16 protein-coding genes are annotated in these 14,242 nt (G+C 50.2%); 9 read left to right on the top strand and 7 right to left on the bottom strand.

From position 1 onward, the window contains the following. Positions 1-318 precede the first annotated feature (318 nt). Complete coding sequence (locus ACN2TU_RS23915) at positions 319-1,539, bottom strand: NAD(P)/FAD-dependent oxidoreductase (protein WP_435159019.1); 1,221 nt, start codon at positions 1,537-1,539, stop codon at positions 319-321. 162 nt (positions 1,540-1,701) lie between these two features. On the opposite strand from ACN2TU_RS23915, the gene ACN2TU_RS23910 reads away from it, so the two are divergent. Both ACN2TU_RS23910 and ACN2TU_RS23905 read left to right on the top strand, forming a co-directional pair. Continuing rightward, positions 1,702-2,181 carry a hypothetical protein gene (locus tag ACN2TU_RS23910; protein WP_435159018.1) on the top strand — a complete coding sequence of 160 codons (480 nt, stop codon included), beginning with the start codon at positions 1,702-1,704 and terminating at the stop codon, positions 2,179-2,181. A gap of 1 nt (position 2,182) precedes the next feature. After that, entirely contained in the window at positions 2,183-2,482 is a 300-nt protein-coding gene (locus ACN2TU_RS23905) for a hypothetical protein (protein WP_435159017.1), read from the top strand. A 108-nt stretch (positions 2,483-2,590) separates the two neighbouring features. On the opposite strand, the gene ACN2TU_RS23900 is transcribed toward ACN2TU_RS23905, so the two are convergent. Then, a complete protein-coding gene (locus tag ACN2TU_RS23900) occupies positions 2,591-2,716 on the bottom strand; it encodes a hypothetical protein (protein ID WP_435159016.1) in 126 nt (41 codons plus the stop codon). Positions 2,717-2,821: 105 nt separating this feature from the next. Then, the gene (locus tag ACN2TU_RS23895; RefSeq protein WP_435159014.1) at positions 2,822-3,061 is read right to left on the bottom strand and encodes a hypothetical protein; all 240 of its coding nucleotides are present in this window, start codon (positions 3,059-3,061) and stop codon (positions 2,822-2,824) included. A gap of 325 nt (positions 3,062-3,386) precedes the next feature. Between ACN2TU_RS23895 and ACN2TU_RS23890 the strand changes: the two genes are divergently transcribed. From ACN2TU_RS23890 to ACN2TU_RS23880, 3 genes are all read left to right on the top strand, one after another. Further along, the gene (locus ACN2TU_RS23890; RefSeq protein WP_435159012.1) at positions 3,387-3,791 is read left to right on the top strand and encodes a DUF302 domain-containing protein; all 405 of its coding nucleotides are present in this window, start codon (positions 3,387-3,389) and stop codon (positions 3,789-3,791) included. Positions 3,792-3,793: 2 nt separating this feature from the next. Next, on the top strand, positions 3,794-4,150 hold the full coding sequence (locus ACN2TU_RS23885; protein ID WP_435159010.1) for an SHOCT domain-containing protein: 357 nt from the start codon (positions 3,794-3,796) through the stop codon (positions 4,148-4,150). A gap of 115 nt (positions 4,151-4,265) precedes the next feature. Then, positions 4,266-4,748 carry a cupredoxin domain-containing protein gene (locus ACN2TU_RS23880; protein WP_435159009.1) on the top strand — a complete coding sequence of 161 codons (483 nt, stop codon included), beginning with the start codon at positions 4,266-4,268 and terminating at the stop codon, positions 4,746-4,748. A gap of 231 nt (positions 4,749-4,979) precedes the next feature. Here ACN2TU_RS23880 and ACN2TU_RS23875 read toward each other — a convergent pair whose 3' ends face one another. Beyond that, on the bottom strand, positions 4,980-5,507 hold the full coding sequence (locus ACN2TU_RS23875) for an SRPBCC family protein (RefSeq protein ID WP_435159008.1): 528 nt from the start codon (positions 5,505-5,507) through the stop codon (positions 4,980-4,982). 684 nt (positions 5,508-6,191) lie between these two features. Here ACN2TU_RS23875 and ACN2TU_RS23870 point away from each other — a divergent pair. Together ACN2TU_RS23870 and ACN2TU_RS23865 are read left to right on the top strand one after the other, a co-directional pair. Continuing rightward, the gene (locus tag ACN2TU_RS23870) at positions 6,192-7,511 is read left to right on the top strand and encodes a permease (RefSeq protein ID WP_435159007.1); all 1,320 of its coding nucleotides are present in this window, start codon (positions 6,192-6,194) and stop codon (positions 7,509-7,511) included. Between the two features lie 576 nt (positions 7,512-8,087). Next, positions 8,088-8,540, top strand: coding sequence for a hypothetical protein (locus ACN2TU_RS23865; protein WP_435159005.1), 453 nt, complete (start codon positions 8,088-8,090; stop codon positions 8,538-8,540). A 70-nt stretch (positions 8,541-8,610) separates the two neighbouring features. Here the strand turns inward: ACN2TU_RS23865 and ACN2TU_RS23860 are convergent, their stop codons facing one another. Continuing rightward, positions 8,611-10,848 (bottom strand): copper-translocating P-type ATPase, encoded by a 2,238-nt coding sequence (locus ACN2TU_RS23860; RefSeq protein WP_435159004.1) that lies wholly within the window; start codon positions 10,846-10,848, stop codon positions 8,611-8,613. A gap of 141 nt (positions 10,849-10,989) precedes the next feature. Continuing rightward, positions 10,990-11,334 carry a four-helix bundle copper-binding protein gene (locus ACN2TU_RS23855; RefSeq protein WP_435159003.1) on the bottom strand — a complete coding sequence of 115 codons (345 nt, stop codon included), beginning with the start codon at positions 11,332-11,334 and terminating at the stop codon, positions 10,990-10,992. A 180-nt stretch (positions 11,335-11,514) separates the two neighbouring features. On the opposite strand from ACN2TU_RS23855, the gene ACN2TU_RS23850 reads away from it, so the two are divergent. Both ACN2TU_RS23850 and ACN2TU_RS23845 read left to right on the top strand, forming a co-directional pair. Further along, on the top strand, positions 11,515-12,105 hold the full coding sequence (locus tag ACN2TU_RS23850) for an AsnC family transcriptional regulator (protein WP_435159002.1): 591 nt from the start codon (positions 11,515-11,517) through the stop codon (positions 12,103-12,105). 625 nt (positions 12,106-12,730) lie between these two features. Beyond that, entirely contained in the window at positions 12,731-13,054 is a 324-nt protein-coding gene (locus ACN2TU_RS23845) for a hypothetical protein (protein ID WP_435159001.1), read from the top strand. Between the two features lie 112 nt (positions 13,055-13,166). Here the strand turns inward: ACN2TU_RS23845 and ACN2TU_RS23840 are convergent, their stop codons facing one another. Then, the gene (locus tag ACN2TU_RS23840) at positions 13,167-13,883 is read right to left on the bottom strand and encodes a hypothetical protein (protein WP_435159000.1); all 717 of its coding nucleotides are present in this window, start codon (positions 13,881-13,883) and stop codon (positions 13,167-13,169) included. Positions 13,884-14,242 lie beyond the last annotated feature (359 nt).

Below are 14,242 nucleotides of genomic sequence, written 5' to 3'. Positions count from 1 at the left end.
ACGTTGTTAATTCTGGCAGCGAACAATCCATGGATTTATATAGCGTTTGTTAGAGAGGTAGTTAGGACAAAACTTGACTGTCTCCTAACTTCCCATCGCCACCCATCTTTAAACACTTTCCCTCTTGCATTACGAGACTATAGATGTAATGAACAACGGTTCAATCGCGATTCTGGGCATAGATTCGATAGTTCGTTAAGCAGACTCAATTTGATTTCTATCATGAATGCCAAGAAAACCGAGAGTATCCCATTTAGATCCTTAGACACGTTGCTTCAGTTACTAAGGCACCTCAAATATAAATGTTCGCTCTCAGTGCTATGTGACACTGTTGTACTCCCAACAATCGGTGTACGCCCTGACCAGGCGCCGTCGCATCGCTGGGGTTCCGGCGAGACGAGCGAGTAATCTCGGACGCTGAACAATTCGCGTATAGACGCGCCACGGTCGCCGGGTCACGTCGTTGACGGTCAGTCCATCAATAGCCGTTGCGACATGGGCAACGAGCTGCACGTCATCCGTATCCTCTAACACGCTTCGCATCAGTGTTGCGAGCCGGTATTCTGCCTTCATCTGCTTATGGAGGTGTCGTGGATAGTTGGACTCACGATTCTCTCGAACCAGTCGTGCAAGAAGATTCGATGAACGAATTGCCTGACAGATTCCTTCACCCTGATAGCGGTTGGCGATTCCAGCAGCATCACCAACGAGAAACACACCCTGTTCAGGATGGAGACGTTCTAGATCGAGGCTCGGGCCCTGGGGAATCGTGGCAGCGTTAACATCCTCACGATTAGGTCGTGGAATGTCCATCCGGTCACAGGCGCTCCAAAGCGCTTCTATGTAGTTGGTGGGGCGCTCGGTGCCGGCCCACCCGATTCCAACGTTTGCTCGGGTCTCAGTTTTCGGAAAGCACCACCAGTATCCGACGTATCCCTCAAAGACGATTCGTGGCAGATGAAGATACTCAGCAAACTCACCTTCGACGTCAGCGTTAAGCGCAATCATATCGCCAGTGTACTGGTTCGTTTCACCTGCTGCTTTGGTCGTGAGTGATGGGTGGCCTGTCGCGTCAACCACGTAGTCGTAAGCTTCGACGAGTTCCCAATACTGGCCAATCGAGACGTTTGTGTCATCACGGACATCCACCGCAGGGCCATCCTCACCGGTGGCAAGTCGTGTGGCCCATCGGCACTCCACGACATTTCTGTCCGTGATGTAGCCGCATTTTGGGTCAATACTTGATCTGGCGAGTGGTGGTTTGTTTGCGTGATTCGTAGAGCCATAGATCTCGATTTCGAACTGCTTGACACGGTTTACGAATCCGTTTTCGGCGATTTTTTCGAGGGGAACAAGCGAAGCCTCGTTGATTGCCTCACCACAGTTGACTCGCTTATCGTCGTATGACTGGCGCTCGAACATGGTTACATCCGCAAACTCTCGAAAACGCTCTGCGGCAGCGAGTCCTGCGACAGCCCCTCCAAGCACTGCAACCGTTGGCTGATTTACTGATGCTTGCACGTCACCACGTCGTGCCATTTTACTACTTACGTTCCTCGTAGTGCTATGTTTTTCCCCGTCTCTCCGGATCTCGGCCAAGAACTGTGGATATCAGGCTTCAACAGACGACAATCGTTGGCGGTCAGTTCTGGTGAATCAAACGGCTGAAGTTTATCTTAGAGACCGTTGAACACTCTTTTCATGCCACATCCGGGGATTGGGGTACACGCCATTTTCGGCGAGTTATCGGCGGTGTTGTTTCTCTGGACGTTCGTCGAATTCTATCGTGGCGTTGACCAGACAAACGTAGCACGCGTACGGCGTATTTCGCTTGTGGCACTTGGTTCATTGGCGGTGGCGTGGATCGTTGGTGGCAACTACTACTTAACCGGCTATCAGCAAATAAAAGACGTCATCGTCAGTGGCCCCCAACCGTGGAGTCACGAAATCTTCATGGAAGCAAAGGAACATATTTTCCTATTCCTTCCTGGCTTAGCGCTTCTTCAGGCGGGGGCATTGCGGACACGCGACGAATTTACTGGCGATGCACGGTACGCACTCCTTGTTATTACAGTTCTTCTTATCCTCACTGCCTTCGCAATGGCCGGGATGGGGTACCTGATATCGAGCGGCTTCCGTGCGGCAACGGGCCCGACGACGCTCCTCGGAGGGAGTATCTAACATGGCGAATGCCTCTTTGTATCGGTACTATGTCGGGGCGGTCGGTACTATCTGGTTTGTCACTGCGATCACGCTTGCGACGGAACTAATCCCTGATCTTAAAGATTTGATTGAGGGAGTGTTTCTCCACCACTGGCTTGGCAAGAGCGTTTTGACGCTGCTCGTCTTCGGATTCCTCGTTCTCGTCACGCCTGAACGGAACTTCGACGAACGGCGGTGGGCGAACTACGTACTCGGAAGCGTCATTGTTGGCGGGCTCGTCATTCTTGGTTATTTCGTTTTTCACTACTTTACGACGTGATCAGCTAAGACAACACTATGATAATCGGTTTTCGGCAGTAACTCGAATACACTGCTAACGAACGCAGATCACACCATCATATATGGGCCTGAAAGAATGTGGTTGGTCTTAATTCTCTGTCTCCTCCGTCTCCGAGCCGCTCGTGTTCTCACCGCGTGGCGTCGAAGTGTACGTCATGTCGACGCTCTGGTTGAGTCGGGAGAGAAGCAGTCGGAGTGCTGTCACCCCTGACACGAGCGCAGCCCGAGACTCGTGATTTTGATCCCAGAATTCTGTAGACGTGTAAAACGGTGATGTTCCAGTCTTCACAGTTCGCACACCATAACCGCGCCCCAGTTGCTACTTCCAGCGGTTGATATACGCATTGTATCCCCGCCGTCGAACTTCTGGCTGGGCGATGAGCCGGCCAAGCAAAATCGGGTGACGGATCAATCGGTTGACCACTGCATGGGGCGATCTGTCAGCATCCTCGGCATCGAGACTAGTGACTGCTGTGAGAATGTCACCAAGTAACTCTGGGTTCTTTGATTCGAGGATCCCACGCACGAGATACGCGAGGCGATATTCTGGCCGCATCATCGCATAGAGTCGCTCAGGATACTCCGCAAGTCAATCTTGAGCTGCTAATGAGGCCATGAGATATGACGAGTGAATCGACTGCGACATCCCCTTACCGGAGAAACGGTTTGCGATTCCCGCAGCGTCACCGACTTGGACGACGTTGTACTCGGAGACGTACGTCCGTGCTGGATTTAAACTGGGCCCTTTGGGAAGTTTGATTGATCGTGAGAGAGTCGGATAGTTGTGAAGACTATATCGAATAACAAGTAGTGAGGTGGTTCGCATCACGTGTTTTTAGATTCTCCACAACCTCTTTATGCTACTCAAGACAATATTGTACTGTATGCCCTATACACTGCACGAGAAAATCGATGGCGATTTCGACGCTGTCGTAGAGCTGACTATCAACTCGCTCGAAAAGGAAGGATTTGGTGTCCTCTGTGACATCGATGTCCAGAAAACACTCAAAGAAAAGCTCGATGAGGATTTCCGGAACTATCGAATTCTGGGTGCCTGCAATCCTCAGTTAGCACACCGGGCATTAGAGGAAGAGATTGAGCTTGGTGCCCTCCTCCCTTGTAACGTGATCGTCTACGAAACCGATGATGGTAGTGTAACTGTGAGCGCCGTCGACCCGGAACAGTTGGTGGGGGTTGCAGACAATTCCAAACTCGATTCGGTCGCCAACGAGGTCCAGAAACGATTTGAACGCGTTTTGTCCGATATCGAAACGAACGGAGGAGAGTGACGATGTCGGAGACCAACCGGCGTGACCTTACCACGATCGTACTCATCATTGTAGGCATCCTCGTTCTCTGGCCCATTCTCATGATGGCATTCGGGGGAATGGGGATGATGGGTTATGGTGGGATGACGAGTGGACCATATGGAGGTGGCAATGGGATGTACGGATGGGTCGGAATAGGTCTCCAGCTGATTTTCCTACTCATCATTCTCGGTGGTGGCTACCTCCTTGTCCGTCGGGTGTTCGACCACCACGAGTCACACGATGCAGCCCTGGAAGAGGCTCGTCGCGCCTACGCTCGGGGCGACCTTTCCGACGAAGAATTCGAAGCACGACGGTCGAGGCTCCAATCAAAGGAGTGAGTTCCAAGATGACGTATTCGCGCCGTCGCGAATTTCTGCTGGCAATCGGGGGAGCGACGGCATCATTGTCGGGGTGCGCTGCCCCCGTTTTCCTGGAAGTGGAGGAAAGGTCGATGTGACACTCTACATCGGTTCCTATCATTGGGGATTCATTCTGCTCGATGAAAGCGGAGATATGCAGGAAAAGATAGTATTCGACTTGGGGAGTTCTATCAAAATCGTCGCGTTCAACACCAACGCGAGGGGTGCTTTGGAGGACTTACCCGCCAATATTCGTGACGCGATTCCGAGTCACGAAGCACTCGAGAAACGAAACGAGGGACGGATTCCAGAACCGTCCAAAGGAGATCTGCATGAATTGCTTGAGAATGCAAACCAACAATATCCGAATCACAGTCTTGCCGTGATGCCCGCAGGCCGTAATCACATGCGGGGAGGAATGATGCTTCATCCGATCCCGCTCCCAGCAGACGCGACTTCCCCCACGACTGCTCGACTCTCTGCATCTCAGCGTGGTGAATACACCCTTAGCTGTACGACATACTGTGGCTATGGTCACCCCTATATGAACCTCGTGGGAGCTCTCGTCGTCAAATAGTCCGGCCCCCTCGAGATCAATCATTCAGAATTTTCATGATTTCCCGTTGCCCTTGAGAGTAAGCACTGGTACGTTCGAACTCCGAAGAGCCCGTTCGGTTACACTCCCAACAAACCATCGTATCGCTGCGCGAGTCTAAGACCGTGATGGGTCGCCGGCTCTACGCTGTCGCTCCCATCTGTGGGGAATGAGGATGTTAGTATATATGATTCGACCATTTCCTTGATTTTGTTACTTGTTGGTATACTCATCTTTCGATGGAGTACTCGACCGAGCTTCAAGTTGCTCTTTGAAAAAGACGAGCTCTTTGTTGGTGTGATCGTAGAGCTTCGCCTGACCATCAAGGACGGTGGTGAACAGCCACTTCAGCACCCAGCCCCGGCGATTGTTCGGGAAATCCATCCAGACTGCATGCGACATTCGGGTTGTCTCGTCCTTTTCCTCAACGCGAATTGTTCCACCTTCCGAGATCCGAACGGTGACAAGACCGTGAAGTAATGGATAGTACGCTGTTCCCGTCCAAACTGCGACCGACGGGTAGTCGATATAGGTGAACAGACCGTGTAGGTCGGCGTACATTCCGGCGACCTCCTCGCGCTGATGAAATGTCGCTCCCTCACGAGGTCGGTTGTCGGGTGTATCGTATTCGAGTCCATAGTGTTCCTCGGGATTCGATGCCGTCCAGTGGACGGGGTCGGTCACGTATTCCCAGATCTCTTCGGGCGTAGCATTGATGTCGATCACCGCCTCATCGGTCATGTACATCGTTAGTCTGCTACGTGAGCGACCATCATTGAGTTGTCTGTTGGTTCGATACCACGGTTAAAAATGATCTCCGCTAATATCTACAGGAGCTAACGAAACGAGCCAACGACGTCTAATCATTGTCTTACACCACTAATCGGATAACGTCTCGATCCGAGTTCATTCATATACTACTAGCTTAATCTTCCGAAGTAATGTTTGCGGTCTGAAAACCGCCAGAAACGCAAATTCCAAGAAATAGAATACCGTATAATATTATACTAAGTGGAGAAGCTACGAGTTCAGTGTCACAATCCGGAACGGATACAAATTCTATTACGGCTATAGGTTTATAATGAAATCCGGTTTGTACTTAAAAGAGATACGAAGAAGACTCTTGTGAGGATATTGCTACAGCCACATATATGAGTAAAACAAATCCACTCCAAAGACAAATGGTCGTCACCAGGTAGTTACTCTACCCGACAATCACGAAGTGCATAGAACACTCAGAATCCTCCCGAAACACGCGGCCGTCGTAATAGGCGGGTCTGAACAGCAACGACGATATCTATCAATATTTTGTCTTGTTGAGACAAGGTATCCTTTTTGTAGTGAGACACAGCTATTGCTAAAAATGTAACTATTTTGTCTTTGGTACGAATCAGAAACGACTTCTCACAGTAGATATCCAGAGAATTGACCGAAGTTGGCTTGAATACCTCTGTCATAGAAGATATCGGGGGAAGGAAAATGGGCGTTATAGAAATCTACATGATGAGTAGTCAGGTTAGTGGTATCGTATTAGCGACTGGATCTCTTCGCGAAGTCGCACAATTCGTCGCCGAGTGGGCGTGGGATATTTGGTGGGCGCTTGTTCTCGGATTTACAATTTCGGGTGCCATTCAAGCCTATGTCTCACAAGAACGTATGGTCGAACTCCTCGGTGGTCGTGGGTTCCGTGAAATCGGTCTCGGATCTTTCTTCGGATTTCTCTCGTCCAGTTGTTCGTTCGCTGCAATCGCAACCACGAGAACGATTTTCAAAAAGGGGGCGTCGCCAGAAGCATCGCTTGCTGCATTCCAGTTCGCATCCACAAACCTGGTTATCGAGATTGGTTTAGTGATGTGGATTCTGCTTGGATGGCAGTTTGTGGTTGCCGACTTCCTCGGTGGTGTTTTTCTCATCTTCTTATTTGCGGTGATAACGAAGTACCTTATCCCGAATTCGTGGTTCGAGAGTGCTCGTGACCATCCGGACGAAACGGGCGGTGGAATGCAAATGGACACGATTCTTTCGTTGCTCTTGCGAGTCCCTAAACGACTACTCTCGAGTTTTTCACCAAGATCACCCTCAACCACTACATCATCGCACGAGCACAAACACACGCACGAACATCACCACGAGGCTCACACCGAACACAACCAGATGCCATCGAGGATTGGATGGAGATATGCATTCCGTCGGGCGATTCACGAATGGAAGATGGTCTGGAGTGATATCATTGTTGGATTCGTCATTGCTGGTTTTATCGCCGCATACGTTCCACAGTCGACGTGGACACAGCTGTTTGCTCTCGCCCCACAGGGAACGTTTGCGTGGGTTGCGCTTGGCAGTCTCATTGGCGTGATTGTGGGTATCGTGACGTTTATTTGTTCGGTCGCAAATGTCCCTTTCGCGCTCGTCCTCTGGAGCGCAGGGATTCCGTTCGGCGGGGTTTTGTCGTTTATTTTCGCTGATTTAATCGTGCCTCAAATTGTCAACATTTATCGGAAGTACTACGGGCTCCGGATGGCCATCACTCTCTTTGTTTCCATTTTCCTGGTCGCCTTCGTAAGCGGAATACTCATCCACTATCTATTTGTCGGGCTCAACCTTGTTCCCCAGGCCACCACTGGCGGCGCTGTGTCTGGGACATACACACTTGTACTGAATGTATTGTTCACACCCCTATTCCTCGCACAGGTGTATGTCACCTATATCGAACCGCGTCGTGGTTCCTATTCGGTATCTGCTTAGTTTAAATTAAACCATATATACAAATATTTAAATTTCAGTGCTTGTATAAATATTTTCTGCCCGATATCGGCGATAGAATGCTATCTGTCGTATGGACGTATACTTGTGAACGTCTCTTGGAGGGTCTGACCTCGGAAATTCTTAACGATAGGCAGCCTTACGGAGATCGCATTTAAGCAATTATCGAGTGTTCAGGGTGACCGAATTAGAGAAACCAGTAAGATTGTTGCTGGCGAACCACAAGATATGGGGGAACATTCGAAACATGGGGAACACAATACCGAGTCAACTAGAGAATCACTTGGGCAAGAACCAGGAGGTCACCCTTCAATAGAAGGATTATCACTCCACAGCGAAGGGTTCCAATTGGTACCATCAGAAACACGATTCGAGCAGGGTAAAACAGTCGATTGGTCGTTTCAGATCGTGACTGAGGATGGGCGAGCAGTAACGGAATTTGAGGAAGCACATGGAGAATTACTCCACCTAATCGTCCTCCGACGGGATCTGACCTATTTTCAGCATCTCCATCCTGACGTTAAATCGGACGGAACATGCAGTGTTGGAGACTTTTCGTTGCCAGAGCCAGGCGTGTACCGTGCATTTGTCGATGTAGTCATTGAGGGCCATTCGATGACGCTTGGATTTGACCTCTTCGCACCTGGGACTGCAACTGTAGAAGAGCGCCCTGACACGTCACGGCAGGCCACTTGTGAGGGGTACGTGATCGACCTACTCACAGACAACGTTACTGCCAGTGGAGCTACGCGATTGCTATTTGACGTGCATCGCGATGATGGATCCGTGGCAGACCTAGAACCGTATCTTGGGGCACTCGGCCATTTGGTTGCCCTTCGTGAGGGAGACCTCGCATATCTCCACGTGCATCCGAAAGAAACAACATCTCAGCCGGGTCGTGTTGAGTTCGATGCAACATTCCCGACACTAGGTCGGTATCGGCTGTTTCTCCAAGCAAAGCCAGAGGGCAATCTTATTACGACCTCGTTTGACGTGCGAATCGAAAACTAAGCTACTCTCGGCTCGCTTTTTATCATGTTTAGGTATTTGATCAAAACTAAATAGCGATTGGGTAGAACAGCTAATCTGCTGACTGTGGTTCCTGCGGCAAGGGAAGACCAGGTAAATTCGGAAGATCCAGATCGACTCTTCGGAGGAACTGTGCGTTGACAGCGACAACGACGGTAGAGAGAGACATTAAAAGGGCACCGACGGCAGGGGACAAAAGAATTCCAATTGGAGCAAGGATCCCTGCTGCAAGTGGAATGGCAAAGACGTTGTAACCGGCTGCCCAGACGAGATTTTCCTGCATCTTTCGGTAGCTCGCTCGACTGAGTTTAACGAGTCGTACGACATCAAGGGGATTGTTCTGAACGAGGATGAGATCCGCAGACTGGACTGCAACATCTGTACCACTCCCGATTGCAATACCAATATCGGCGCGAGTAAGTGCCGGGGCGTCATTAACTCCATCGCCGACCATGGCGACGAGTTTTCCCTGTTCTTGTAACGTAGTGATTTTCGAATCCTTGTCTTCAGGAAGCACCTCAGCAAAGTATGTGTCAATACCAAGATCGTCTGCCACGGCTCGTGCAACGCCTTCGCTGTCGCCGGTCAGCATCGCAACCTCGATATCTAACTCATGAAGTGCTTCGATCGTCTGTCGGCTTTCTTCCCGAATTACATCTGCAAGCGCAAATGCGGCTATGGCTTCATCGTCCCGCAGCAGATAAACGACTGTCTGTGCGTTTTTACCAGCAACATTCGCGAACTCCGTTAGTTCAGGAGCTAGTTCAATAGCCTCCTGTTCGATGAGATTTGGACCGCCAACAAATACAGGATCCTCATCGATGGTCGCGCGGACACCACGGCCTTTGATGGCTTCGAAATCGCTTGCTTGTGGAACAGACAGTCCCTGATTGGCTGCTGCGTCACGGAGTGCTTGGGCAATCATATGCTCTGAATCGCGTTCGACAGCAGCAGCCATTGCGACAGCTTCATCCTCGTTGATTTCACCGACGGTCATAACGTCAACGACACCCTGCTCACCTTTCGTGAGAGTCCCCGTTTTATCGAAAACGACAATATCGACTTCACGCGCTTGTTCCATAGCAATCCGATCACGGACCAGCATCCCATTTCGAGCCGCAAGCGACGTGTTGATAGCGACGACAAGCGGCACTGCCAGACCAAGTGCATGGGGACACGCGATAACGAGGACTGTGACAACTCGTTCAATCACCATCGCGTTAAAAGAGATGGCAATGGTCCACCCGATAGCCGTGATGACCGCTGCGGCGACTGCTGCATAGAATAGCCATCCTGCGGCTCGATCAGCAAGAACCTGTGTTCGAGACTTACTCTGTTGGGCCTCCTCAACGAGTCGCATAATACCAGCAAGTGCTGTATCATCGCCAGTAGCCGTGATTTGAACGCGAAGGCTGCCATCACCATTGATCGTCCCACCGATAACCTCATCACCGGACTCCTTGACAACAGGACGGGATTCACCTGTGATCATCGATTCGTTGACCTCAGAGTGCCCTTCTGCTACAACACCGTCTGCAGGAACATTAGCACCCGGACGGACAAGAACACGGTCGTCGGTCTGGAGGTCACTGACAGGGACTTCTTCGGTAGTGCCATCGTTTAGAATACGTTCTGCAGTGTCCGGGAGCAGTTTTGCTAACTCATTGAGTGCACCAGATGCGCGCCGGACACTCCGCATTTCAATCCAATGACCCAACAGCATGATGTCGATCAGTGTCACTAGCTCCCAGAAGAATGCTGATGTTGTCGGGAGAATGACGCTCGCAAGACTGTAGACGAAGGCAACGGTGATCGCCATCGAGATGAGCGTCATCATGCCTGGTGAACGATCTCGTAGTTCCGGGAGTGCCATTTTGAGGAACGGGACACCACCATAGGCGAACACAATTATGGCAAACACGGGATTGATCCATTCACTCCCCGGAAACGCGGGAACCGAGAACCCAAGCCACTGCTGGAGGGCCTCACTATAGAGGAGAACTGGGATCGAAAGGAGCGTCGATACGAAAAACCGCCGGCGGAACATCTGCTCGTGGCCAGCGTGCATCCCTCCATGACCACCGTGGTCCTGGTCTCCGTCTTTGTGTTGATTGTGAGTTTCGTGCTTTGGTTCCTTCGCGTCACGTGCTTCTTCCTCTAAGAGCGAACGCTCTACATGAGACACCTCCCGTCCCTGCTTAGATTGCTCTTCGTTATTTGGATGCCTGTGGTGACTAGTATGGTCCTCAATTTTTTCTCCATCCTCTGTCGAGTCGTCGTGCTTATCCATAACTGAACCTCGAAGAGTTACCTACGTCATCGAGCGTAAAGGACGTATGGTTGGTTCTTCCCCATCGAATTGTTCTACCTGCGTACGAATGCACGCTCCAAAAAATCGTATCGGGCTTCGGGGAAACGTTCGAATTCCGATTTACGCGGATGCCATGTCACGGCAGCTCTCTGCACACTCTTCGAGAACCTCGGCACAGACCTGACAGTGCTCGTGATCGTGTCGGGAACATTCTTCGGCACATTCTTCGGCTGCACCAGCAGTGGCCTCGGCAAGTTGCGGGCTATAGTTGGAGTTACGCGCCATGAATCGAGCGTGATCGGCGGCGAGGTCGGCCACATCTCGACACAGGCGAATACACCGCGACATGTCCATCTCTTCGTCCAGACATTCGTCGGCGCACCATTCGCACGCCTGAATAGCCTCAAAGCAGTCGTTCATACACTTTTCTCCGGTGTCGTTCAGTTCGAGTTCTGATAGTGCCATCGCATTCATTACTTCAACGTCTCTCTTTTCCCCATTTGTTGCTAACAGAGTATAGGGACGAACCGCCGAAAGAAAAGAGAGGCAAAGAAGGAATATAAAAAGCACCTAGCGTTTTTGGCGTGGGTTGCCAACACGCTTTACATAATCGCTAGTGGATGTTAAGCAGGAGCGTTAGAGATCATGGTAGAACTCGACCAAACAGATACCGATATTCTGCAACTGTTAATGGACGATGCACGTCGTTCGTACACCGACATCGGCGATCAAGTTGGGCTGTCAGCCCCGAGCGTTTCGAACCGTATTAACCAGCTTAAAGAACTCGGGGTAATCAACGGCTTTACTGTGAATATCGACCGCTCAATGCTGGCCACGGGTGATGATATCTTAATCGAAATCGAAGCACAGCCGGGCAGTGAAGAGGCTATTGTAGAGTCATTGTCGAATGTGGATGCAGTCGAGTGCATCCTGCAAGCAGTCGATATGCGAATCAGTTCTCACGCGTATATGAACGATCAAGAAATCAAACAACTCTTCTCTGAAACGCTTGATGATCAGCACATTCAGAATTACGAGATACGAAAGATAGCGAATTCCGTATGGAAGCCACAGATCAACCGATCTGATCTTGCGATCGAATGCATCGAATGTGGAAAGCCAATCCAAGGAGATGGTATAACACTTGAAACCGAAGAGCAGCAATACTATCTCTGTTGTACGTCATGTGAATCTCTCTTTCGAGATCGATATGATGAGCTGAAGAGTGGAGTTTGAAAACGAGATGCTGGGCCCTCTGGACGGAGTGTCGAATCCGTATGACAAATCTATAAGTCTCGACAAGAGCGTGAGGTTACAGGTTCAGCAATAGTTCCGGTGTGAAAACAGGGCCGACAGAACTGAATCAACGAGTGCCCTCTTTTTATCGTTTCTGGGAAAATGATTTATAATAGAGATCATATAATCAACAAATAATTTGTTTTATTGTCAGTTCGGTTGTTGTCCCACTGAGAGAACTTCCATGCCCAACGAACCACGAGTTACGAAACAGACACGCAGACAGTTCCTCGGTGTTGTGGGCGGTGCTACGATTGGATTGACATCCACCGTGGCCGCACAAGAAACATCATCGGGAGATAACCATCAAGGCATGTGCTGCTTTGCTCTTGGTGGTCGAGTCTCTGGCTGGCAAGGACGAGGTCCACAATCCATCGCAGGAAAAAAGAATCCAACACTCCAACTCGAACCAGGCCGGACATACGGAGTAATGTGGCAGAATCTGGATGGACAGCCGCACACATTCGCGTTGCGAGATTCGAACGGGAAGAATCTTCCCGTAATACTTCCGAATGTTCGAACAATGCAGAACGGTGGTCCAATGATGGGTGGCCAAAATGGAACAATGATTGAGAGACAGGATGGCCACATGATGGGCGGGGAAAACGGCCCGATGATGGGTGAGCACCAAAACGGAGGGACACCTCCGAAGGATGCAATCAAAGTCACACCTCAACTTGCGAAGAAAGGGGCGGTTCAGATGCTAGCATTCGTAGCGACCCGTGATATTAATCAGTATCTTTGTACCGTTCATCCGACAACGATGGTCGGCAAGGTGAGTATGACACAACAAAGCGGTGACAGCGGGAATCATCGTGGAGAAAGCGGTCAAGGTAACAACGATAATCACGGCCACGGAGACAAAAGTGGCAACAACGGAGGCTCATAAGTGCTGATTTGGAGACCTTGATCGACATCACCTATGACATCAGTTGTTCACAGCGGTTCAAGTCTCTACTGAGAAGCTGAACAGTCGCAAGAAAACTCACCTATTACTTAGCTCAGTGTTGGGCGCGTTGTCTGTGACGCAGAATTAGGAAACCAAGAGTGATGATGAGAAGCACCTGTACCACTTTATCGATCAGACCGAAACTTCCGACGTGGGGCATTCCATCATTGAGCCACAAGAGGATTTGAACAGCCGTATAGAGAATTCCCACGCCATAGAGATACAATCGATTGACGCCAATAAAGAACAGACCGATACCACCGAGAAATCCGAGTCCGGCAAGAGCCATGATTTGTTCGCCATGTTCGAAATAGAGATAAAAGTGCACGGCAGCAGTAAAGAGTGCAAGTAACGCGACGCCAAAGTGAATCGGAGAGACCGTGAAATTCTGCCGGCGTGTACTGGTGTACCTATACGCTGGTGCCGTTACAACTGTCCCTAACAGGAACAGTCCACCGACCATCATCAGCCAGCCATTCACGAATCCTTCTTCATCCCCACTGTGGCCCTCTCCTTCGTGGCTGTGGCCTGATTCGGTCTGGCTTTCCCCCGCGTGATCATTCCCTTTGTCAGTCTCTCCATTATGATCATGTCCTGATGCAGTGGTTGTTTCGGTTCCATGACCGCCTCCCGATTCAACAGTGGTCTCTGTTCCATGGCTATGTCCAGATTCAGTTGTCGTCTCTGTTCCATGTTGTCCCCCATCATGATGGCCATCGTCTTGGTTCGATGTTGTCGACGTTGTCGTATGGTCTTCACTACTCGCCATTGCAAAGCCTGGTGAAGCGACCAGAAAGACGATACTCAGTATGAGGAGTACGCGTCCAATTCGTTGCCAGTTGGGCTTCATGAGTGGCTGTTGACCGCGATGGGGTATAGTTCGCCACTAGCGTTTTCATCCAGTGAGAATACCCCTAATATATCCAATTAATGATGGAAAAGATATTTCTGAAAAACTAGAATTCCAAACACTGTTGCCACCGCCCTTCACATCCAGTCTAAAAACAATATAGCAGTGATTGGTGTATTTCTTGTTAATTTTTGTAGTTTGAGAAGTGGCGTATACGTATTCTTAGAATCCCGACGATGAATTTCGACAGCCCTTCAATCCAGCAGCAATATAAGCAA

This window comes from Haladaptatus marinus (assembly GCF_051194195.1).
The sequence above is the reverse complement of the archived record's forward strand: the minus strand, read 5'-3'. Positions and strand labels throughout refer to the sequence as shown.